This window comes from Chryseobacterium caseinilyticum, assembly GCF_014837145.1.
GTDB lineage: Bacteria > Bacteroidota > Bacteroidia > Flavobacteriales > Weeksellaceae > Chryseobacterium > Chryseobacterium caseinilyticum.
Map to the genome: position 1 here is coordinate 403,213 of NZ_JACYFS010000001.1, position 22,019 is coordinate 425,231.

The 22,019-nt window shown below is 37.3% G+C and carries 21 protein-coding genes; 15 read left to right on the top strand and 6 right to left on the bottom strand.

The window, feature by feature from the left end; genetic code table 11:
* The first annotated feature begins 8 nt into the window (after positions 1-8).
* The 7 genes from IC610_RS01930 to IC610_RS01960 all read left to right on the top strand — a co-directional run bounded on the left by IC610_RS01930 (position 9) and on the right by IC610_RS01960 (position 4,535).
* Complete coding sequence (locus IC610_RS01930) at positions 9-437, top strand: SRPBCC family protein (protein WP_191734986.1); 429 nt, start codon at positions 9-11, stop codon at positions 435-437.
* A 197-nt stretch (positions 438-634) separates the two neighbouring features.
* Positions 635-1,003 (top strand): hypothetical protein, encoded by a 369-nt coding sequence (locus IC610_RS01935; protein WP_191734987.1) that lies wholly within the window; start codon positions 635-637, stop codon positions 1,001-1,003.
* Between the two features lie 67 nt (positions 1,004-1,070).
* Entirely contained in the window at positions 1,071-1,454 is a 384-nt protein-coding gene (locus IC610_RS01940) for a VOC family protein (RefSeq protein ID WP_056078785.1), read from the top strand.
* A 35-nt stretch (positions 1,455-1,489) separates the two neighbouring features.
* Positions 1,490-2,533 (top strand): glutaminyl-peptide cyclotransferase, encoded by a 1,044-nt coding sequence (locus IC610_RS01945; protein ID WP_191734988.1) that lies wholly within the window; start codon positions 1,490-1,492, stop codon positions 2,531-2,533.
* 88 nt (positions 2,534-2,621) lie between these two features.
* Positions 2,622-3,515, top strand: coding sequence for a hypothetical protein (locus IC610_RS01950; RefSeq protein ID WP_191734989.1), 894 nt, complete (start codon positions 2,622-2,624; stop codon positions 3,513-3,515).
* A 23-nt stretch (positions 3,516-3,538) separates the two neighbouring features.
* Positions 3,539-4,153: a deoxynucleoside kinase gene (locus IC610_RS01955; RefSeq protein WP_056078792.1), complete on the top strand. Its 615-nt coding sequence runs from the start codon at positions 3,539-3,541 to the stop codon at positions 4,151-4,153.
* 34 nt (positions 4,154-4,187) lie between these two features.
* Positions 4,188-4,535, top strand: a complete 348-nt coding sequence (locus IC610_RS01960; RefSeq protein WP_191734990.1) for an ArsC/Spx/MgsR family protein — start codon at positions 4,188-4,190, stop codon at positions 4,533-4,535.
* Positions 4,536-4,587: 52 nt separating this feature from the next.
* Here the strand turns inward: IC610_RS01960 and IC610_RS01965 are convergent, their stop codons facing one another.
* Together IC610_RS01965 and IC610_RS01970 are read right to left on the bottom strand one after the other, a co-directional pair.
* Positions 4,588-4,893 (bottom strand): DUF493 family protein, encoded by a 306-nt coding sequence (locus tag IC610_RS01965; protein ID WP_056078799.1) that lies wholly within the window; start codon positions 4,891-4,893, stop codon positions 4,588-4,590.
* A 24-nt stretch (positions 4,894-4,917) separates the two neighbouring features.
* Entirely contained in the window at positions 4,918-5,598 is a 681-nt protein-coding gene (locus IC610_RS01970) for a DUF4197 family protein (RefSeq protein WP_191734991.1), read from the bottom strand.
* A gap of 404 nt (positions 5,599-6,002) precedes the next feature.
* Here IC610_RS01970 and IC610_RS01975 point away from each other — a divergent pair, with 404 nt between their 5' ends.
* The 8 genes from IC610_RS01975 to bglX all read left to right on the top strand — a co-directional run bounded on the left by IC610_RS01975 (position 6,003) and on the right by bglX (position 18,658).
* Positions 6,003-8,828 (top strand): SusC/RagA family TonB-linked outer membrane protein, encoded by a 2,826-nt coding sequence (locus IC610_RS01975; RefSeq protein ID WP_191734992.1) that lies wholly within the window; start codon positions 6,003-6,005, stop codon positions 8,826-8,828.
* Positions 8,829-8,839: 11 nt separating this feature from the next.
* Entirely contained in the window at positions 8,840-10,315 is a 1,476-nt protein-coding gene (locus tag IC610_RS01980; RefSeq protein WP_191734993.1) for a RagB/SusD family nutrient uptake outer membrane protein, read from the top strand.
* Positions 10,316-10,368: 53 nt separating this feature from the next.
* Complete coding sequence (locus tag IC610_RS01985; RefSeq protein WP_191734994.1) at positions 10,369-11,169, top strand: LamG domain-containing protein; 801 nt, start codon at positions 10,369-10,371, stop codon at positions 11,167-11,169.
* Between the two features lie 3 nt (positions 11,170-11,172).
* The gene (locus IC610_RS01990; protein ID WP_191734995.1) at positions 11,173-12,555 is read left to right on the top strand and encodes a glucoamylase family protein; all 1,383 of its coding nucleotides are present in this window, start codon (positions 11,173-11,175) and stop codon (positions 12,553-12,555) included.
* A 197-nt stretch (positions 12,556-12,752) separates the two neighbouring features.
* On the top strand, positions 12,753-14,138 hold the full coding sequence (locus tag IC610_RS01995; RefSeq protein WP_191734996.1) for a glucoamylase family protein: 1,386 nt from the start codon (positions 12,753-12,755) through the stop codon (positions 14,136-14,138).
* 730 nt (positions 14,139-14,868) lie between these two features.
* Positions 14,869-15,576: a carboxylesterase family protein gene (locus IC610_RS02000; RefSeq protein ID WP_191734997.1), complete on the top strand. Its 708-nt coding sequence runs from the start codon at positions 14,869-14,871 to the stop codon at positions 15,574-15,576.
* A gap of 30 nt (positions 15,577-15,606) precedes the next feature.
* A complete protein-coding gene (locus IC610_RS02005) occupies positions 15,607-16,173 on the top strand; it encodes a hypothetical protein (protein ID WP_191734998.1) in 567 nt (188 codons plus the stop codon).
* Positions 16,174-16,330: 157 nt separating this feature from the next.
* Positions 16,331-18,658 (top strand): beta-glucosidase BglX, encoded by a 2,328-nt coding sequence (gene bglX / locus IC610_RS02010; protein WP_191734999.1) that lies wholly within the window; start codon positions 16,331-16,333, stop codon positions 18,656-18,658.
* A 472-nt stretch (positions 18,659-19,130) separates the two neighbouring features.
* Here bglX and IC610_RS02015 read toward each other — a convergent pair whose 3' ends face one another.
* The 4 genes from IC610_RS02015 to lipB all read right to left on the bottom strand — a co-directional run bounded on the left by IC610_RS02015 (position 19,131) and on the right by lipB (position 21,960).
* Entirely contained in the window at positions 19,131-19,553 is a 423-nt protein-coding gene (locus tag IC610_RS02015) for an organic hydroperoxide resistance protein (protein WP_191735000.1), read from the bottom strand.
* A 1-nt stretch (position 19,554) separates the two neighbouring features.
* Positions 19,555-19,989, bottom strand: a complete 435-nt coding sequence (locus IC610_RS02020) for a MarR family winged helix-turn-helix transcriptional regulator (protein WP_056078832.1) — start codon at positions 19,987-19,989, stop codon at positions 19,555-19,557.
* Between the two features lie 394 nt (positions 19,990-20,383).
* Positions 20,384-21,016, bottom strand: a complete 633-nt coding sequence (locus IC610_RS02025) for an NAD(P)H-dependent oxidoreductase (protein ID WP_191735001.1) — start codon at positions 21,014-21,016, stop codon at positions 20,384-20,386.
* Positions 21,017-21,207: 191 nt separating this feature from the next.
* Positions 21,208-21,960, bottom strand: a complete 753-nt coding sequence (gene lipB / locus IC610_RS02030) for a lipoyl(octanoyl) transferase LipB (RefSeq protein WP_191735002.1) — start codon at positions 21,958-21,960, stop codon at positions 21,208-21,210.
* Positions 21,961-22,019: the final 59 nt, after the last annotated feature.

Below are 22,019 nucleotides of genomic sequence, written 5' to 3' on the forward strand. Positions count from 1 at the left end.
TAAAAAATATGGATAATCCGATCGAAATTCAAACCGTTATCAAGGCTTCTGCAGCACAAGTCTGGAAGGCTTTGACAGATAAAACAGAAATGAAAAACTGGTATTTCGATATTCAGGATTTTCAGCCCGTGACAGGAAATGTTTTCGATTTTTATGAGCCGGGAGATCATAAAAAATACCATCACGTAGGTGAAGTTCTGGAAGTAATTCCAGAAAAAAAACTTTCGTATACATGGACGTATCCTGATTTTTCCACAGTAAAAACAACGGTTTTATGGGAAATTAAGGAAATGGAAACTGGGGAAACTTCCGTAAAAGTAACTCACAGAGATACAGAAAAATTCAGTGAACTGGGTGAAAATTTTTCACGCAAAAGCTTTGCAGAAGGATGGCGCGGAATTTTAAACCAAAGTCTGAAACCTTTTTTGGAGAAATAAATTTAATGTCTGTTACATAATTTATGTATTGTAAAAACCTCATCTGTTTATCTGTCTTCATATTGATCTTAAACTGCTCCAGATCCTCAGATTCAAAAGTTTCTGATCAATTTATTGAAAAATCATCAGTCACTGACGATTCTTTACCTTCACCATCTGTGGGGTACAATTTATATTTTAAGACAAATAACGATTCAGTGATTGTAAGTAATGTTAATTCTTTACATGATATTTACAGCGACCATTATCAAACTGAATTTAAAGACTTTCACAGCTTTCTGACAGCATTGTTAAAAAATAATTTTAAAATCAGTGAAGGAGCGGTTTCGAATCATAATTATGGAGCGTTTTTATCAGATGAAAAGATTACAGGTCTTCCGGTAGAATCAATTGTAGAAAAATATTTTGATCAGGATAAGAACAGTAAAAAATACTATTTTTACCCAAAGACTTTATCTTATAATACAAAACAGACAATATTGTACAAAATGTTCTTAAATGGTTATTTAGTAAGCTTTGATGATTACGGCGGCAAATTTATTATTGAGTATAATTCTTCGAAATAATGATTTTATAAGCAAGATGTAAGTTAATCTTTTAAGCATTTTTGAAATTCAAATAAATATTTTTTACATGACAAAATTTAATGCACTCCGTCCAGTACTTTGGACTGACCATTTCGAAGAAACCATATCTTTTTATACCCAAATTTTAGGTTTCAGTTTAAATGAAAAAAACGAAAACTGGCAGTGGGCTTCTTTGCAGAAAGATGACGTGGTTCTGATGATTTCAAAGAAGAATGACCATTCTAAATCTAACAATATCGGCTTTTCGGGATCATTTTATTTTAATATAAATGATGTGGAAATTTTATGGTCAGATCTTAAAGAAAAAGCTGATGTCTGCTACGAAATCGAAACTTTTGAATGGGGAATGCGTGAGTTTGCAATCTACGATAACAACGGTTATATTTTACAATTCGGAGAGAATGTTTCGGAAATTAGCAAAGAGCCGTAATTTTTGTTATTTTTGAGAAATTTTTTAATTAGAATATGAAAAATAAAATCATAGCAGGTTTTTCTGCGCTTCTTATATCTGCAACGCTTTTTACGGTTGTTTCTTGTAAAAATGACGAGAAAACAATGAATAAGCTTGCGGACTACAACAATTCTATGGAGGCGAAAGGATATCATTTCGGAGATAAACTCAATCTGCCACAGGATGTTTTAGATATGGCAGAAACCATTACCATCAGTTTTGGAGATAAAGAGACCAAAGATTTGGTTATTGATTCAAAATATTTCACGCTTGGAGATAATGCGGTTACTTTTAATATCAAAACAAAAGGTGGCGAAATGCTGTATCAGGATGCTACCATCAATGTGTACAGCAAAACTCCAGAGCAAGCGCTGAACTATGAGATTGTAGCTGAATATCCTCACAATCCTGCCAATTTCGTACAGGGTTTCCAGATTGACGGAAACACAATTTACGAAAGCGACGGTCAGTACGGAACCTCAAGACTGATTACCTATAAAATCGGAGATACTATTCCCGCCAAAGAAGTAAAACAGCCGGCAGATGTTTTTTCTGAGGGCAGCACCATTGCAGGAGATAAAATCTACCAGCTTACCTGGGAAAATAAAAAAGGTTTTGTTTATGATAAAAATACCTTAAAACTGCTTTCAGAATTTCCTTATCCGGACATGATGGTGAAAGGTTGGGGACTGACGTATGACGGTAAAAATCTGATTGCATCAGACGGCACAAAAAATCTTTATTTTCTGAACCCAGGTGACCCTTCAAAAATTGTAAGATATATTTCAGTTGCCGGAAACAGTTCGGTCTATGATCAGCTTAATGAGCTTGAATATTACAAAGGTTTTGTATACGCCAACGTTTGGCATCAGCCGATCATTTTAAAAATTGATCCAAAAACCGGTGAAGTTGTAGGTAAATTTGATTTCACAAAAATTGCGAAACCGTTTACCGACGCAGACAGCGAAAATGTACTCAATGGAATTGCCTTCAAAGGTGACAACATGGTCGTTACAGGTAAAAAGTGGTCTAAAATTTATGAAGTTGCTGTAAAATAGTTAAAGTTGAAAGTAATTTCTCTCTTAATAAAATAAAGTATGTAAATTGTCAGCGTTCCTTTCGGGACGCTTTCTTAGTAAAATAGTATTGAGGTTATTTAGTATCATCTGTTTATTTTTATTCTGTACGGTTTCTGCGCAGAAAAGTCTTCCTTTAGACACACTGAAACTGAAGGAAGTGAAAGATTTTTTTGCCGATGATTACGGAAATCTTTACATCTACAAAAGCAAAGATTTCAGCCTGACCAAATACGATTCTCTTGGGAAACAGATCGGGCAGATGATGCTTCCTGTTCCTTACAAAATTCAGAGTGTTCAGAATCCTTTAAGCATTCCGCTTTTTTCGGAAAATGCTCAGGAAATGAAGTTTGTAGATCAGAATCTCAACGATATTCAGAAGATAGATTTCAAACAGAAGTTCAGCTACATTAAACATGCTTATGCCGAAGATTTGCAGCAGATCTGGCTTCTAGATGAAAGTACGAGACGTCTTTTACAATACAATTTCAGGAACGATACAACTATTAATTCTTATCCATACGACGGTGGTTTTGAAGATATTATTGATCTTTTGGTTTTCGAAAATAAGGTGTATGTTTTAAGCAAAAAACTGTTCAGGATTTACAATTTGAAATTTGAAAAACTTTTTGAAGCCGAAATTGTCAATGGAAAACGTTTCAGAAGAGAAAACGAAATGGTTTTGATTATTACCAAAAGCAGCATCCTGAGATTCAGCCCTGACCAGAAAATCACCAAAATATTTGAAGATCCCGACACACAGATTGTGGATAAAAACAGCCTCGCTTTTTTTGAACTGAAAGGCAACAAACTCTATCTTTACACACCCGAAACTATTCGTCTGATGGAAGCTAAAGCTAAGAAGGAAGAGCTTGAAGAGACCATCGAAAAACTTGAAAACGAAAAATCTGAGAAAGGCGACGTTCTGAAGGTTTTGGAGGAAATTGAAAATCTTGGGTATTAAATCTTAATAAGACACAGAGAAATATGCATATTGCGGTTACAGGAAATATCGGAGCAGGAAAAACCACCTTAACGACCATGCTTGCAAAACATTACGGGTGGGATGCACAGTTTGAGGATGTAGATCACAACCCTTATCTCGAAGATTTCTACGCAGATATGAGCAAGTGGAGTTTCGCACTGCAGATTTATTTTCTCGGAAGCCGTTTCAGACAGGTAAAAGAGATCCGTGAAAGCGGTAAAAATATTATTCAGGACAGAACGATCTATGAAGATGCCCACATTTTTGCGGAAAACTTAAATGACATGAAACTCCTGTCCGACAGAGACTACAATAATTATGTATCGGTATTTAATCTGATGAAATCTTTCGTCTCGGCTCCAGATCTTCTGATTTATTTAAAATCAGATGTTCCGAATCTGGTAAAGAAAATTTACAAAAGAGGAAGGGAATACGAAGCCTCGATCAGCATTGAATATCTTTCTAAACTGAATCAGAAGTACGAAAAATGGATATCTGAATACACCGAAGGAAAACTCCTTGTAATAGAAGTGGATGATCTGGATTTTGTTGAAAAGCCTGAAGATTTTGGCTTTATTCTTGAAAAGATTGAAGCAGAGCTGAATGGCCTGTTTTAAATATCAAATATCAAATATCAAATCTCAAATAATCATGGTACTTAAAGTGCTTCACAACGGAAACTGCTCAAAATCAAAAGCAGTTTTAGAATATCTTGACGAAAACGGCGTTGCCTTCGAAATTATAGATTTAATGGAAGATCCGCTTTCGGCATTGGAAATTAAAACACTATTGAAAAAGCTAAGCCAGAGCGTTCACGATCTGATCAGAAAAACAGATCGTCTGTATCTTGAAAACTACGCAGGAAAAGAGCTTTCTGAAGATGAGTGGATTGATGTTTTAGTTGAAAATCCTTCACTGATTCAAAGGCCAATTTTAATTAAAGGTTCAGTGGCAATGCTTGGAAGACCGATTGAAAATGTGAAATTCTTCATTGAATAAATAGAAAAAGTCAGCACTTCGCTGACTTTTATTTTTCCGATTGGTTTCTGATTTACAGAAGAATTACCTCTTCAATTTTACTTACTTCTTTATAAATTCTCACTACCTGATCCGCGTCCAGAACAAAAGCATTGATGTTGCATGCCGTGTATTTTCCGTTTTTGCTTTCGCGGTTTCCTAAAGTAAATTTAATTCCGTCGAAAACCTTATAGATTTCGGTAAGTTTCGCCTGATCGGTAGGGATGATAAATTTAAATAAATAATCTTCCGGAAAATCGTGATTATCTTCTAATTTCTGTTTCAGAGATTCATAAAAATCTTCAGGGCTGGCGTGTTGGTTTCCCTCTATTATATCCATTTTTTAATTTGTCTTAAATTTAATTTACTGTTTTCCTAATGGTCCCAAAAGGCTTTTGGAATTTTCGATTTCGTAATCCTGTATAATGTTGAACATTCCATTTACCAACTGTTCAGAAGCCAAAGTGCTCAGTCCGCCTGAATTAACGGACGTCTTATTACCTCCCAGCAGACTTCCTAAAAGATTACTTCCTGACAGTGCGGTGTTAATGGTTTTCACGATTCCGTATTTGTTTAATTCCTGCTCAACCCTCGGTGCAATAGCCTGTATCAGCTGAGTCTGGGTTTTCTCTTTCAAAATTAAAGTGGCAGTCCCTTTTTCACCCTGAAGAATTCTGGTAACATCCTGTGCATTCAGGCTGTTCACAGCACTTTCTAAAATTGGTTTTGAAATATTGACTGTGTAAGCCGCTGCTTCAGCAATGTATTGTTTTTCTTTCTGAACCAAAGAGGGAGCAATCTTCTCCAAAGTAGCATTGATATCTCTCAGCTCCTTTGGTAACGCTTTATCTATGAGATCATTCTGCATAAATGCATCTTTGTTTCCGTAAATATTTGCGCCCTTATTAATTCCGCCAAGCAAAACACGTTTTATAACCGCCAGTCCAACATCTGATGTTGCAAGCGTAGTGCAGGATTGAACGGAAGTGGTAATTACAATACCGGTTCCCAGAATCAAAGCTGCAGCTATGATATATTTTTTCATAATAAAGTTTAATAGAGATCAGGTTTCAAATATAGCACCAAAAAATCAGAGATGAAAATTTTGGTCCGTTATCGGGTTTTGTGCGACGTAAAAAATGTTAAAATATGTCTGATATTTTTAACATTCTGGCTTTTTAGACGTCTTGTCTCAATATTTTGGGGAATTAAATGCTTCAAAAGGAAAAATTAGGCGTTTTTGAAAGTGTAAAAATGATAATATTTAAGGTTTATATTAACTATATGTTAACGGATATTACTATTATCTTGCTTAATTATAAGATGTTGTGTTAAAATCGTAAATTCTTTAAGTAAAATTAACAGAAATCGATTTTTTTTTTATTTTTGGATTAATGTCTTATTTTGAGATAAGAAACAGAAGAAAACAAACAAGAAAATTGAAACTATATGAAACACAAAAATTTAAAGTATCCCACCCTCATTGCGGTTCTCTACTTCGGTATGAATGCGTACGGGCAGACTACTCCCCAAGACACTATTCCAAAAGAGAATAAAATTGAGGAGGTGGTGATGATTGGGTATGGTACTGCTAAAAAGAGAGATCTTACAGGGTCTATCGCAAAAGTTGATGGAGCAGAGGTTGCGGATAAGCCGGCATCCAATCCCGTAAATTCTTTACAGGGAAAAGTGGCGGGTTTGTCAGTCGTTAACTCGGGACAGCCTGGTTCTCAAGCTGATGTCAGAATCAGAGGTACAGTAACTATCAACGGAGTTAATCCTGTTTACATTGTGGATGGCGTCTTTGCAAACAATATAGACTTTCTTAACCCAGCAGATATTGAATCTATGGAAATTCTGAAAGATCCTTCTTCATTAGCAATTTTCGGTAGCCGGGGAGCAAATGGAGCAATTATCGTTACAACAAAAAGAGGTAAAGCGGGCAGAACATCTGTAAGTCTTTCATCATCTATCGGTATCAAATCGTTGGATAACAGACCGAATATTACGAATGCTGCCGGTTTTAAAACTTTGTTTAATGAGGATTTAGCCAATCAGGGGTTACCTGCTTACAATCAGTTTAATATCTTTAATGCTGACACCAATTGGATAGATGCTATTCGTCAAAAAGGCGGTGCAATCCAACAGCACAATGTAACTATTGCAAATGGAAGTGATAAAAACAGAATGAGTTTTTCATTTGGATACCAGAAGGAAGACGGCTCTATCAAATATGAGGAATATGAAAGATTAACAATGAAATTCAATGATGATCTTAAAATTACTAAAGGTTTGAGAGCAGGATTCGGTTTTACCGGATCTTATGCTAAACTGCCTCAGTTAAGAAGTTTTAGCTCTGCCCTGAATGCCACTCCAATTGTTTCTCCCGTAAATAATAATCCAGGTGAATTTTTTGGATTATACAATTCATTGCCTCAACAAATAGGTGCAGCTCAGATCGGAAACCCACTTGCATTAGTTGAAGGTCATAGATACACGCAGTTGAATAAAGATTTTCAGTTTAACCCTAATGCCTATTTAGAATTTGATTTTGCAAAACATTTTACTTTTAGATCTAATTATTTCCTGACCTACAGAAATGGAACAGGTAGAGGGTATGAGCCTATCTTCGATATTTACATTCCGGAATCAAATACTGTGTCCCCATACTCAGGCAGATTGCTGTCTACAGTAAATCAGTTTGAGAATCGGGATTTGTCATTCCAACAGAACCAGTTATTAACATATAAAAATAAATTTGGTAATCATGATTTGACTTTAATGGCAGGTTTTGAAACCATTAATCGTGAATATTCAAGTATGTCCGGTAATGCAAAGAGCAGTCTTTCTAATCCATTAGGACAAATGCCAAATAATCCAAGATTCTGGTATTTGAATTCCGATTATGTAGATCCCGTTACAAGAGCAGTAAATACAAGCCAATATCGACAGAAGCAAGTATCTTATTTTGGCCGTATGCTGTATAGCTATAACAACAAATATATGTTAAATGCATCTTTACGTAATGATGGTTCATCCATGTTAGCGCCTGGGAACAGGTTTTCATGGTTCTGGTCAGTTGGTGGTGCCTGGGAGGTTTCAAAAGAAAATTTTATGAAGGATAATGGAGTTGTTGATTATCTGAAAATCAAAGGATCATATGGTGATTTGGGTAACCAGTTTACTCCTTACAGTTATTTTGGATATCCTGTATACGTAGAAGGGGGAACAGGAGTTTTTAACGGGAATTTATATCCTGCTTTCGTAAAACAATATGAAGAGGCAGAAGATCTTACATGGGAACATTTAAAGTCATACGAATTCGGTTTCGAGTCGACGTTTTTAAAGAAAAGATTATCTTTAGAAGCTACCTATTACAATAAAAGGACAGAAAATTTATTGAATTACGTAATTGGAAATCCTAATTTCTTTATGAATTCTGGATCTATTGAAGCCAAAGGTTTTGAATTCACCGCTGGATGGAAAGATAATATTGGTGAAAACTTCTCTTATTTTTTCAACGGAAATTTAACTACAACCAAAACCAAGGTTCTGAATACTTTGGAGGATGGATATCAAACATTCTATGGACCTGCAATTTACAAAGCGGGATTACCGGTTGGTGCTTTTTATGGATATGAAGTAGAGGGAATTTATCAGTCTTACGCAGATATTTTAGGATCACCGGCATCTACCATTGGCGACGTGGGTCCAGGAGATTTTAAATACAGGGATTTGAACGGTGATGGGAAAATCACTCCTGATGACAGGACTATGATTGGTAACCCAACACCAGATTTCACATACGGATTTAGTGTTGGAGCAGATTATAAAGGCTTCTTTTTAAATGCTGATTTCTATGGAGTATATGGTAACGAGGTATTTAGAGACTGGGGTAACGGAAGTTCATTTGCACCTTTTAACTATCGGGAGGAAAGACTTGACCGATGGACAGGTCCGGGAACATCAAATTGGGAACCTAGAAGTTTTTCCGGAACAGCATATAACAGAGAAAACTCTACTTACATGATTGAAGATGGAAGTTTCTTTAGAATCAGAAATGTTCAGGTAGGTTATAATTTTGACAGAGAATTGGTTTCCAGATACAAACTGCAAGGTTTAAAACTTTATTTTAATGTTCAGAACCTCAAGACTTGGGATAATGTAAATGGGTTTACACCAGAATTTGGAGGCTCTGCAACCCAGTTTGGTGTTAATACAAGTGGGTATCCAAACCCAAGAATTGTTAGTTTTGGTATAAACGCAACTTTTTAAATTAAATAAAAATGAAATTAAATTATAAAAAACTATTATTAACAGGGTTTTTATCCGCTGCAGCCTTATCATTCAACAGTTGTGGCGACGAATGGCTTGATGAAAGACCATTAGGCAGACCGGTAGGTGATGAAGTTCCAATCGGAGGTTTTGAATCTTTAGCATTTGGTCTGTATGCCAGTCTTAGAACAGAAGGTGGTGTAAGTGATTTTTCTTATGTCTGGACACACTGCATCAGAGCAGATGATAACGAGAAGGGAAGTACGACAATTGATGGTGCAGCTGATGGTACAGTGTTTAATAATTTTGGTTATGTAGCTACAAATGGAAATATTCTAAGTGACTGGAACGGCCACTATAAGATTATTTTTGACTGTAATGAACTTATTAATACGGCGATTGCCTCAGGTGACACATCCGCAGGTACGCTCACAAATATTGCCGAGGCTAAAGCAATCAGAGCCTTTTGCTATTTCGAACTCAGAAGAGATTTTGGTGAAATTCCCATCAATCTGAAAACTATCGATATTCCTCAGGACGAAATTGCACCAAAAAGCACTATTGCTCAGGTAGATGCACAGATTATCAAAGATCTGACAGAAGCCGAGGCTGCTTTGCCGCTTCAGTGGACAAGTGCTTATCTGGGAAGAGTTACCAAAGGAATGGCTAATACTCTTCTGGCTAAACTTTATTTATATCAGGGAAATTGGTCAAAAGCATTGGAGCATTCAGAATTAGTGATAAACTCTGGAACTTACTTATTGAACTCTTCGTATGACGCAGAGTTTACAAAAGCTGGCAACAATTCAAAAGAATCTATTTTCGAAGTCCAAAAAACTTATGATTACCCAACAAAATATTCAAATAACTTTTATGAATCACAAGGAGTCAGAGGTAGTGGAACGTGGGATTTAGGTTGGGGTTTTAATGTGCCTTCAACAGGATTGGTTAGCGCGTATGAAACTGGGGATATCCGTAAGAATACAACAATTCTTACTTCTGGGGGACCAGATATTTATAATTCGCCAGGACTGACTCTGCCTTCAGTTCCTACTGTTGCACAACAATATTGGAACGGAAAAGCATATACTTTACCTGCAGAAAGAATACAGTATGCTCAGACCAAAAACCATTGGGAGAATATTAAAATTCTCCGTTATGCTGATGTTGTATTGATTGCGGCAGAAGCGGCTAATGAACTTGGTCAGATTGGAAAAGCCACAACATATGTAAATATGATTAGAGGTCGAGCCAATTTGGGAGTTACTACAGCATCGAATCAGGGAACAATGCGAACAGCTATAAAACATGAGAGAAGAATAGAGTTTGCAATGGAGTTTGAAAGATTTTACGATTTAGTGAGATGGGGAGATGCGATTACTATTTTATCCACACAAGGTTATGCTGACAGAAATAAACATTTTCCTATTCCTCAGCAGGCAATTGATAAAGCTCAAGGTGTTTTAATTCAGAATCCTAATTATTAATTAAGTATACAATGAAAAATATAATCAAACTTTTTAGCATCTTCTCGATAGGAATGTTAGTTTTTTCTTGTCAGGATTTAGAACGTCCCGAATTGGAAGACAATTTTCCAAAAGATGCAAATGCTCCTGGTGGTTCGTTAAAATTTTATGCAGCATTTGATGGGGCAACCTCTAATCCCTTGATGAACGCAGTAGATAGCATACGTGCTAAGTTTCCTTCAAGTAATCCTTTACAGACTATTGATGGTCCTGCGAGCAAGGCAATTCAAGGTGCAAAATACAAATATGTGAAATATTCAAGTGCAAATGATTTTGCTCAGAATGCAAAAAGTTTCACAGTATCTGTTTGGGTAAAAAAGGGAAATATAGCTACAGATCATATTTTCAGTTTGCCATCTCCGGCAGATTACCACTGGTCTGCTGCTTCAATGTTTCTTCTATCAGAAGGTAGTGTAGCTGCACCTGTACTGAAATTTTTTGTTAAAGATTCGGTAGGAGAAAAGTGGTTTGAATGGGTAGGAGCTAATACTGTGACAGGTCTTTATGATGGAAATTGGCATCATCTGGCATTCGTTTATAATGCAACTTCCTCGCAAATGACAATGTACAAAGATGGTGTAGCTCATCCTAATGCTCCAGTTTGGACAGGACATGGTAATGTAAGTCTTGAAGCATCAAAAATTACTGGCTTAAAGATTGGTGCAGGACCACAGGAATTTACTCAGGCTCAGATTGATACAGGAGGTGATGATTGGTTGAAAAATTCTTGGACTGGAGGGATCGATCAGTTCCGAATGTATACTACCGCTTTAACATCTGCTGAGATTACGAATTTATTTAACAAGAAAAAATAATTGATGTTAAAAAAATCAATTTTAATCACAACAACTGCCATATTTTTATGTGGCAGTTGTTCTTCTGATAATAACGAACAGGAAACAGCAATTGAAACTCCCTCCACACCCACCAACAACTACACCGACACCCAACTCCTTGAGATGGTGCAGAAAGATGCCCTGAAATATTTTTGGGATTACGCGGAAAGCAATTCTAAACTGGCCAGAGAAAGATACCACACCGATAATCCGGGACAAGATGCTAACGTCGTTTCGGCGGGAGGTTCTGGTTTTGGATTAATGACAATTTTGGTTGGTATTAAAAACGGTTATGTAACGAAAGCAGATGCGGTTTCAAGATTATCAACAGCACTCAACTTTCTTCAGAATGCCAACAGATTTCACGGTGCATGGCCACACTGGATGAACGGAACAAACGGACAGGTGATTCCCTTCAGTCCACAGGATAATGGTGGTGACTTAGTAGAAACAGCATTCTTAGCACAGGGACTGATTTGTGTTAGAGAATACTTTAAAAGTTCTACTGATGCTTCAGAACTTGCTCTTTCACAAAAAGCAGACACCCTTTTCAAAGGCATTGAATGGAACTGGTATACAAAAGGAGAAAACACATTGTATTGGCACTGGTCTCCGAATTACAATTTTCAGATGAATATGCAGTTGAAAGGTTTTGATGAAACTTTAATTACTTATGTAATGGCAGCAGCTTCACCTACTTTTACCATAGATAAACCTGTTTACACGCAAGGCTGGGCTCGCAACGGAAGCATTGCCAACGGCGGAAGCGTCTACGGAAATTCTGTCGTAGTTGCTCACAACGGGGCTCCGGGAAGCATCGGACCAATGTTTTGGTCACACTACTCTTTTTTAGGTCTTGACCCGAGAGGATTAACAGATGATTATGTAAATTACGGCACTGCCACGACCAATCATGCAAAAATCATGTATCAGTATTCCGTTGCTAATCCTAAGGGCTGGCAGGGTTATAACTCTAAAAGCTGGGGACTTACCGCAAGTTATTCCCGAAATGCTGACGGTTCTACCGGATATTCTGCACACCAGCCAAATAATGACTTGGGAGTGATTACGCCAACTGCAGCACTGTCAAATATGCCCTATACGCCAACCGAAAGTATGAATATGCTTAGATTTTTATATAACGAAAATTACAGCAAATACGTGGGAGTTGCAGGACCATACGATGCGTACTCCGTGCATTATAACTGGGTAACCCCAAGATATCTGGCAATCGATCAGGGAACTATTGCGCCAATGATTGAAAATCACAAAAACCAGTTTCTGTGGAATTTATTCATGAATGCTCCCGATGTAAGACAGGGGCTTCTTAAGTTAGGTTTCCACTCGTCACAACATGGTTTTTAAAATTGAGAATATCAGGCTGAAATAAATTCAGGCTTACTAACTTTAAAAACGTTGGCAGCTTGTTAAAACACTAAAACGGTTTTACTATAAAGGACTTAGGATCTTATTATTCATATGGAAATAAGAAATTGAACCGGTTAATACAGCTTTGCTAAAGTTTAAAATCTTTAGCAAAGTTTTTAAAAATAAAATTTAAAATGAAAAAATTAGCACTTACAGGAATTGCGGCATTGACCATCATATCCTGCACAACCACATCATCAACCACTCAAAATACTTCTCAAAACAAAACCGTTGGGGATAATATTTCAGACAATCAGTTGATGGATAAAGTTCAGAAAGATGCTTTAAAGTACTTCTGGGATTACTCAGAACCCAATTCAAAACTTGGAAGAGAGCGCTATCACGAAGACAATATTTATCCTGATAACGACAAGCACGTTATAACTACCGGCGGTTCAGGATTTGGATTGGCAACTATTTTAGTCGGAGTGGAAAGAGGTTTCATTCCCAGAAAAGAAGCTGTGAAAAGACTGACCACGATGATGGATTTCCTTGCGAAAGCAGACCGTCACAAAGGCGCATGGTCACATTGGATTAATGGAGAAACCGGTAAAACGGTTCCCTTTGGAAAGAAAGATAACGGTGGAGATTTGGTAGAAACCGCTTTTTTGACCACAGGTATCATTCAGGTTCGCGAATATTTCAAAAACGGAAATGCCGAAGAAAAAGCTTTAGCCAAAAAATGCGACGAACTCTGGAAAGGAATTCAGTGGAACTGGTACACCAAAGGCGGCGAAAAAGTTTTGTACTGGCACTGGTCACCGGAATATCAGTGGGAAATGAATTTTCCGTTGCAGGGATACAATGAATGTCTGATCACCTACATTCTTGCGGCGTCATCACCAACCTATTCCATCGATGCAGAAACGTATGAAAAAGGATGGACGAGAAATGGGACTTATCTTTCAGACAAAGAAAAGTACGGACTTCCGATGTTTGTTAAGCACAACGGAGCCGAAGAATATGGCGGGCCACTTTTTTGGGCACACTATTCCTACATCGGTTTAGATCCTACAAATTTGTCGGATAAATTGATCAAAAACTATTTTGATTTAAATAAAAATCAGGTTTTAATCGACTACAAATACTGCGTCGAAAATCCAAAGCAATGGAAAGGCTACGGTGAAAACTACTGGGGATTAACGGCAGGTTATTCACGAAACAAAGATGGCGGAGTGGGGTATGACGCGCATTTTCCACAAAATGACCACGGTGTCATCACGCCAACGGCTGCATTGAGCAGTTTCCCGTATACGCCAAAAGAATCTATGGACTTTTTGAGATTTATGTATACTCAAAAGCCAGAATTCATCGGCTCTGCAGGTCCTTACGATGCGACGTCCATTCATTATGACAACTGGACAACGCCAAGGTATTTAGCCATCGACCAGGGGACAATTGCCCCGATGATTGAAAACTACCGCACCGGATTTTTATGGAAATTATTTATGAATGCCCCGGAAATTAAGCAGGGATTAAAGAAACTGAATTTCAAATCAGAAAAATATAACATAAAATAGAGGTCAATTATGCTAAATGCTAAAAGCCATCAGCCAATTGCCTTTTAGGAGCTTAATCCATTAGTAGTTTATACCGAGCTTGTCGAAGTGCTGTATCTTTTTTGTCAGAGCCTCCTATTCGTTCCGTCTGCAACAAACAAGGATGCCGCTACTATGGGGCTATTGATAACTGGTCGCCAAAAGTATAGAGCAGGCAGCCTGGTAAAGTTTCAAACCCTTACAGGGCTTACAAATTTCAAATATAAAACCCAGAGGGTTTAATTTGAGTAGCCGTCGGTGAAACCGATGGAAAAAAAGAACAGACAAATTCTGGAGCCTAAAAGGGTTTCAATAATAATTATAATCAAAAAAATGTTTGAAATTTAAAACCTTAGCAGATCGTAAAAAAACATTCGTTGTCATCGTCTTGAAATATAAAACCCGAAGGGTTCAATTTGAATAGCCGTAGGTGAAACCGATGGAAAAAAAGAACAGACAAATTCTGGAGCCTAAAAGGGTTTTAATAATAATTATAATCAAAAAAATGTTTGAAATTTAAAACCATGACAGATCGTAAAAAAAACATTCGTTGTCATCGTCTTGAAATATAAAACCCGAAGGGTTCACTTTGAATAGGCGTCGGTGAAACCGATGGGAAAAAGGACCGGTTAAATTCAGAACCCTGAAAGGGTTCAATATAATACAGCCGATCAAAAGAAAACAAACGGCTTTAGCCAAAACCTAAAGAAATATGAGTTTAAAACTAAAACATCTTCCACTTTTACTCCTTCCATTTTCACTGAACTTAAATGCTCAGGAATTGAAAACCACATTCAGTAAAGACGTAAAACGTGCAGAAAAAATATCCTATATCCTCGATTATCCTAAAAATGCAAAAGGAAAAATACCGTTGGTGGTTTTCCTGCATGGTTCCGGCGAACGGGGAAATGATCTCGAAAAAGTAAAAGCGCACAGTCCGTTTACCTATAAAAATTTAATCAAAGAGCCAGTCGCAATTTTAGCACCTCAATGTCCGGCAGATACTTGGTGGGATACAGTGACGGTGTATCACTTAATCAAAGAAATTCAGTCAAAATACAAGATCGACGATTCCAGAATTTACCTCACCGGACTCTCAATGGGTGGTTGGGGAACTCTGAAATTAGCGATGGAACATCCCGAAATGTTTGCAGCGGTTGTTTCTGTTTGTGCACCGACCGACAGAGTGATGTACGCAAATATTCATCAGTATAAAAATCTCAACATGAAGATTTATCATGGTGGAATGGATGATATCGTTCTGCCTGAAAATGCTTTTAATTTCTACCAAAAACTCCATCCGGTCAATCCATCAGCAGAACTGACGATTTTCCCGAATGATAATCACAACTCCTGGGATTCAACTTACTCAAATCCTGCCTTGTACGAATGGATGTTAAGTAAGAAGAAAGAAAAATAATGTAAGGACTTCATTAAAATCTATTCATAAATGACTCAACAGATAAAAGATACACTTATTTACGAAAATCAGGAATTTTACTTAGATGTTGAATTAATCGAAGGATATTTCCTTAAATTTCCAGAGAAACGTCCTGAATTCGAAATCTCATGTAGTGCGCTTTGGAAAGGATATATTGCACAGTTTGAAGTGAAAAATGATGAGTTGTGTATCAATAAACTGGAATGGTTAACTGACATAGATTTTAATATGAAATCTTTACGAGAAGAAATTTTCCCGGAAAATAAGTTTGAATGGTATTCAGGGCTTATTAGAATAGATGATTTCGGAGGTGAATTTGGAGATGAACCAAAAGATGGGATATTTGAATATTTAGAAATTCTTAATGGAAACTTTAAGCAAAAAAGAATTTTCAATTATTCCGAATTGCAGGAATTTAAAAAAGCGCAATATGAATATTTTTTAATTTCTGAAGAAGTCGAACATGTTTATGATTTTTGGAGAAGAAACAATGAAAATGGAATTGTTAAGAAAGATTTTGTTAACAAGATTATTTTAAAAAATATAATGGAATATACCCGAGAAGTATATGTTTAGTCAAAAATAACTTACCAGCATTTTATTGTGCTATCATTTGGTGAGTGAAACTCCCTTGGGAAAACGTAGCCAAGACGATTTAGAAAAAAATCTTAGCAAACGTTGCGTCGAAAAATTAAAATTAAAAAAAAAGAACTATAATTAAAGAAGAAGATACATGAAAAAGTTAATTGTAATCGCCACTTTGGCATTGGCACCAATGTTCTCGGCACAGGAAATGGTCACGAAGCCCGTTCAGTCTTATCAGACTGCGCAGTATCAGGCAAAGAAAAAAGCTTTTGTCGATGCACTTTTGGCTAAAATGACCTTAGATGAAAAAATCGGACAGCTGAATTTACCGAGTTCAGGAGATTTTACTACTGGTTTGGCAAAAAGTTCAGACATTGGAAAAAAAGTAGAGCAGGGATTAGTCGGTGGACTTTTCAATATAAAAGGTGCGGAAAAAATTAAAGCTGTACAAAAAGTAGCAGTAGAAAACAGCCGCCTGAAAATTCCGTTGATTTTCGGGATGGATGTTATTCACGGTTATGAAACGACTTTCCCAATTCCATTAGGATTGGCAGCTTCATGGGATATGAATCTGGTTCAGCAATCCGCAAGAGTAGCAGCAAGAGAAGCCGCAGCAGACGGAATCAACTGGACATTCTCGCCAATGGTGGATATTTCCCGCGAACCGAGATGGGGAAGGGTTTCCGAAGGTTCTGGTGAAGATCCATATTTAGGAAGTGAAATTTCGAAAAACATGGTGTATGGCTATCAAGGAAAAGATTTAGCGAACGGAACCAATATTTTAGCTTGTGTAAAACACTTTGCACTTTATGGAGCTGGCGAATCGGGTAGAGATTACAACACCGTGGACATGAGCCACGTGCGAATGTTTAACGAATATTTTCCACCTTACAAAGCGGCTGTTGATGCAGGGGTTGCTTCGGTGATGGCTTCTTTTAATGAAGTGGATGGCGTTCCTGCAACAGGAAACAGATGGTTGCAGACTGAAGTTTTAAGAAACCAGTGGAAATTCAAAGGTTTTGTCGTTACAGATTATACCGGAATCAACGAAATGGTGGATCACGGAATGGGAGATCTGCAGCAGGTTTCAGCTTTAGCTTTGAAAGCTGGTGTTGATATGGATATGGTTGGAGAAGGCTTTTTAACCACATTAAAAAAATCTCTGGCTGAAGGAAAAGTGACTCAGGCTGAAATCGATATGGCTGCTAAAAGAATTCTGGAAGCGAAATACGACTTAGGCTTATTTGATAATCCTTACAAACACGGAGATGTAAAACTTGCTGCAAAAGAAGTCTACAATATGGAAAACCGTAACATCGCCAGAAGCGCAGCAGCTCAGTCGATGGTTTTAATGAAAAATGAAAATCAGGTTTTACCATTGAAAAAATCTGGAACGGTCGCGGTAATCGGTCCGTTGGTCAACAACTCAATGAATATGCCCGGAACATGGAGTGTTGCTTCGAAACATGCCAATGCAGTTAATCTGATGCAGGGACTTCAGGCAAACTTCGGAAAAGAAGTGAAATTCCTTTCTGCGAAAGGTGCCAACATCGATTACGATGCTAAACTGGAAGAAATCTACGCAGCGCACGGCAAGAAAACCGACAGAGACAACCGTTCAAAAGAAGCCTTATTAAAAGAAGCTGTTGATATTGCCAACAAAGCTGATGTCATTGTTTTGGCTATTGGAGAATCTGCGGAAATGAGTGGAGAATCTTCTTCAAGAACTGAAATTACCATTCCACAATCTCAGGTTGATTTATTAAATGAATTGAAAAAAACAGGAAAGCCAATCGCAGTCGTTCTTTTTACAGGCCGTCCTTTAGCTTTGACGAATATCAAAGATACTCCTGATGCAATTCTGAACGTATGGTTCCCTGGTTCCGAGGCGGGATCTGCGATTTCTGATGTCCTTTTCGGAAAAGTAAATCCTTCAGGAAAACTTCCAATGACTTTCCCAAGAAGTCTTGGACAGGTTCCAATTTATTATAATGCAAAAAATACAGGCCGGCCTTTAGACCAAAAATTGGTTGATAAATGTGAATATCAAAGATTCCGTTCCAATTATATGGATGAGTGTAATACACCGTTGTATCCGTTCGGTTACGGTTTAAGTTACACGAAATTCAATTATTCTGACGTGACGGTTTCCAATGCCAATCCAAAAGGAAATCAAACGGTTCAGGCTTCGGTAACGGTTACCAATTCAGGAAATTTTGACGGAGCAGAAGTGGTTCAGTTATACATCAGAGATTGGGTGGGAACCATTACAAGACCGGTAAAAGAACTGAAAGGTTTCCAGAAAGTAATGCTGAAGAAAGGAGAATCTAAAAAGGTTACTTTTGACATTACTCCCGAAAATCTGAAATTCTACAACGGAGATTTGAAATACGACTGGGAAGCTGGAGATTTTGAAATCATGATCGGCACGAATTCTGAAGACGTGAAACACTCAAAAATTAACTGGACAAAATAAGTAAAAAAAGCCATTCGAAAGAATGGTTTTTTTTATGGGCAATTTGTAATGAGCAATAGATAATCGGATGCTTAGATAACTGATTTGAAGATATAATATGTAATTTCGACTGCAGCGTCACTTTGGGTAGATTTTTGAAAAAAATTGTAGAGGAAAGTTGTTGTTTTACAAAATTCTCGTTAGTTCACTAGTTCTCGATACATTTTTCTCCGCTTCGCTGCGAAAAACACTCGAACTGACGGAGTGATTTCAAAGTCATAAAAAAACGTCGCTTCGGGTAGATTTTTGAAGAGAATTGTAGCGGGAAGTTGTTGAATTTAAAAGAAAATTTATAGTTAGTTCCTTGGTTATCGGTACATTTTTCTCGTTTCGCTGCGAAAAAAAACCGAATGGACGGAGTAATAACGATTTTAATCTGACATAAAAAAATCTGCCTCCAAAGAAAGCAGATTCATATTTAAAAGAAAAAATCTTAGTTGTTCGTCACCGAAAGTTTCACCTCGATATTATTTCTTGTCGCATTGGAATAAGGACAAATCTGATGCGCCTTTTCTGTCAGTTCCTGAGCTTCTTCAAGAGAAACGCCCGGAATATTCACAGCTAATTCTGCAGCCAGACCAAAACCTCCGTCTTCATTCTGTCCGATACTCACTTTTGCGGCTACCGAAGTTTCTCCGGTTTCAATTTTAGATTTGCTGATGATTAAATTCAGTGCGCTGTCAAAGCAGGCCGCATATCCAGCCGCGAAAAGCATTTCAGGGTTGGTGTAATCGTCGTTGGCTCCGCCCAGTCCTTTTGGCATTCTCACTTCAAGATCCAAAACTCCGTTATCGCTTTTTACCTGCCCGTTTCTTCCGCCTTTTGCGGTAACGTTGGTGGTATATAATGTTTTCATTTTATTTTTGAATTTTATTTAAAATTTTCTGAATGGTTTCTTTAAGTTCAAGTAAATCTTCCGTCGAAAGATTCAGTTTTTCCTGCATTTTTGCCGGAATTTCACAGGCTTTATGTTGTAAATCTTTACCTGCCTGATCCAGAAAAACTTCAACCACCCGTTCATCTTCTTTTTTTCTTTTTCGGATGACGAAACCTTTGGCTTCCAATCTTTTCAGAAGTGGCGTTAACGTTCCGCTGTCGAGATACAGTTTTTCACCCACCTGATTTACGGTCAATCCATCCTTCTCCCAAAGCACCATCATCACAAGATATTGCGGATAGGTAATATCAAGTTCATCAAGAAACGGACGGTACAAACCGGTGATTTCCTTTGCGATGACATAAAGTGGGAAACACAGTTGGCTTCCTAATTGGGGTGGGTTGTGATTTTCCATAATTCAATGTTTTTTGTGAAAATACTATTTTACTGATACTTTGCAGCCCTACTTGATGATGTTTTCTTATTTTTTATTGATGCAGTGAACCACTCCGTTAGGTTGGAGTGGAACTCCTTTTTTTCTGAGTCGATTTTCTTTTTAAAACTTTCTCAGAATCAAAAAAGTGAAGCAGTGTGCTGTGATTCTCCAAAGTTTAGTGATTTTTGACACATAATATTCTGTGGAGACACTGCAGCCCGGCTTGAGCGGAACTCCTTTTTTGCTTAACACAATTTTGTTTTTAAGACTGCCTTTGAAGCAAAAAAGAGTGGGAGCGGAAGACGGAAATAGCTGCCCTAAAAAATATAAACTAGCTATTCGGCAAAGTCAATTAGCTGCCCAGATAAAAGTACTATTTTGTAATGATAAATTCCTCCATCGGAATTCTCACCTTTTTCATGTGCGACAGCCAGTCGTTTTCAGCATCACGGTAACCCAGATACAGAAGTGAAACGCTTTTTAAACCTAATTTTTTAAGTTCAAGAATCTCGTCAACAACTTCATTATTGAAACCTTCTGCTGGTGTAGAATCGATTTTCAATTCTGCTGCCTGAGCCATTGCCAAGCCTAAAGCAATGTAAGTCTGTCTTGCTGTATGCGCAAAATGCTGTTCGGGAGTCTGGGCGTTGTACAGATCTTTAATCATATCGGTATAACTGCTGAAACGACCTTGTGGCAAGTCTCTCACATCGGTATGATGGTCATATACTTTGTCAATTTTTTCATTGGAATAGCTGTCCCAGGCGGCAAAAACCAAAACATGAGAACAGTCTCTCATCACTTCCGGATTAAATGCACCGCTTACCATTTTCTCTTTCAGATCCTGATTTTCTACAACAATTAATCTGAAAGGCTGTAAACCTGATGAGGTGGGAGCCAATCTTGCAGCTTCTAAAATTTTATCTAAATCTTCCTGTGATACTTTTTTTGTTGGGTCATACGCTTTTGCGGCATGTCTCCAGTTTAAATCATCTATTAACGACATTGTTTATTATTTTAAATTAAAATTTTGATTCTTAAATAATCTGAATCAAATAACAATGCAAATTTACAAAACAATTAAATTGCACACAATTTAATTTTGAAAAATTTAATTTAGATGAAATCAATAATGTAAATTATTTGAAACAAAAAAATCCATCGTAATGAACAATGGATTTTTAGCTTAAAATTATATTAAGCTATTTGTGAACTTTCTGCTTTTTGATTAATCAATTCTGCCTCAAAAACATCCGCAAAATGCTTTCTGATTTTGGCCTTGATATCTTCCATTTCCTCAGGAGTCAATTCTCTTTCAAGTTCTCTCTTTAAAGAAGTCACCTGCTTGTCCTTAATTCCGCAGGGAACGATGTACTCAAAATAACGCATATCCGTGTTGATGTTTAAAGCAAAACCGTGAAGGGTAACCCAACGCGAAGCTTTCACTCCCATTGCACAGATTTTTCTTGCATAAGGTTTGCCAACATCCAGCCACACTCCGGTTTCGCCTGGAGATCTTTCGCCCTTCAGACCGTAATCGGAAATGGTTCTGATAATCACTTCCTCCAGATTTCTCATGTATTTGTGAATGTCTGTGAAGAAATTTTCAAGATCTAAAACAGGATAACCAACGATTTGTCCGTAGCCGTGATAGGTAATGTCTCCACCGCGGTTTACTTTCACGAAAGTCGCGTCGATTTCTTTTAATTTGTCAATTCCTGCGAGCATATTTTCTTCGTGTCCACTTTTGCCAAGCGTGTACACGTGAGGATGCTCTACCAAAAGAAAATGATTGGGCGTTGTGATGTGATTTTCAGGAGCTAAATCGCGGTTTTTAATTTTAATATCAATAATATCTTTCATCAGTTTTTCCTGATAATCCCAAGCAGGCTGATATTCTCTGATGCCTAAATCTTCAAATTCTACGACTTTATTTTGATGTGTATTCATGCGGATCTCTGTTTTCACCAAATGGTTCAGCTGAAATTTTTGATCAGCTCCATTTTGAA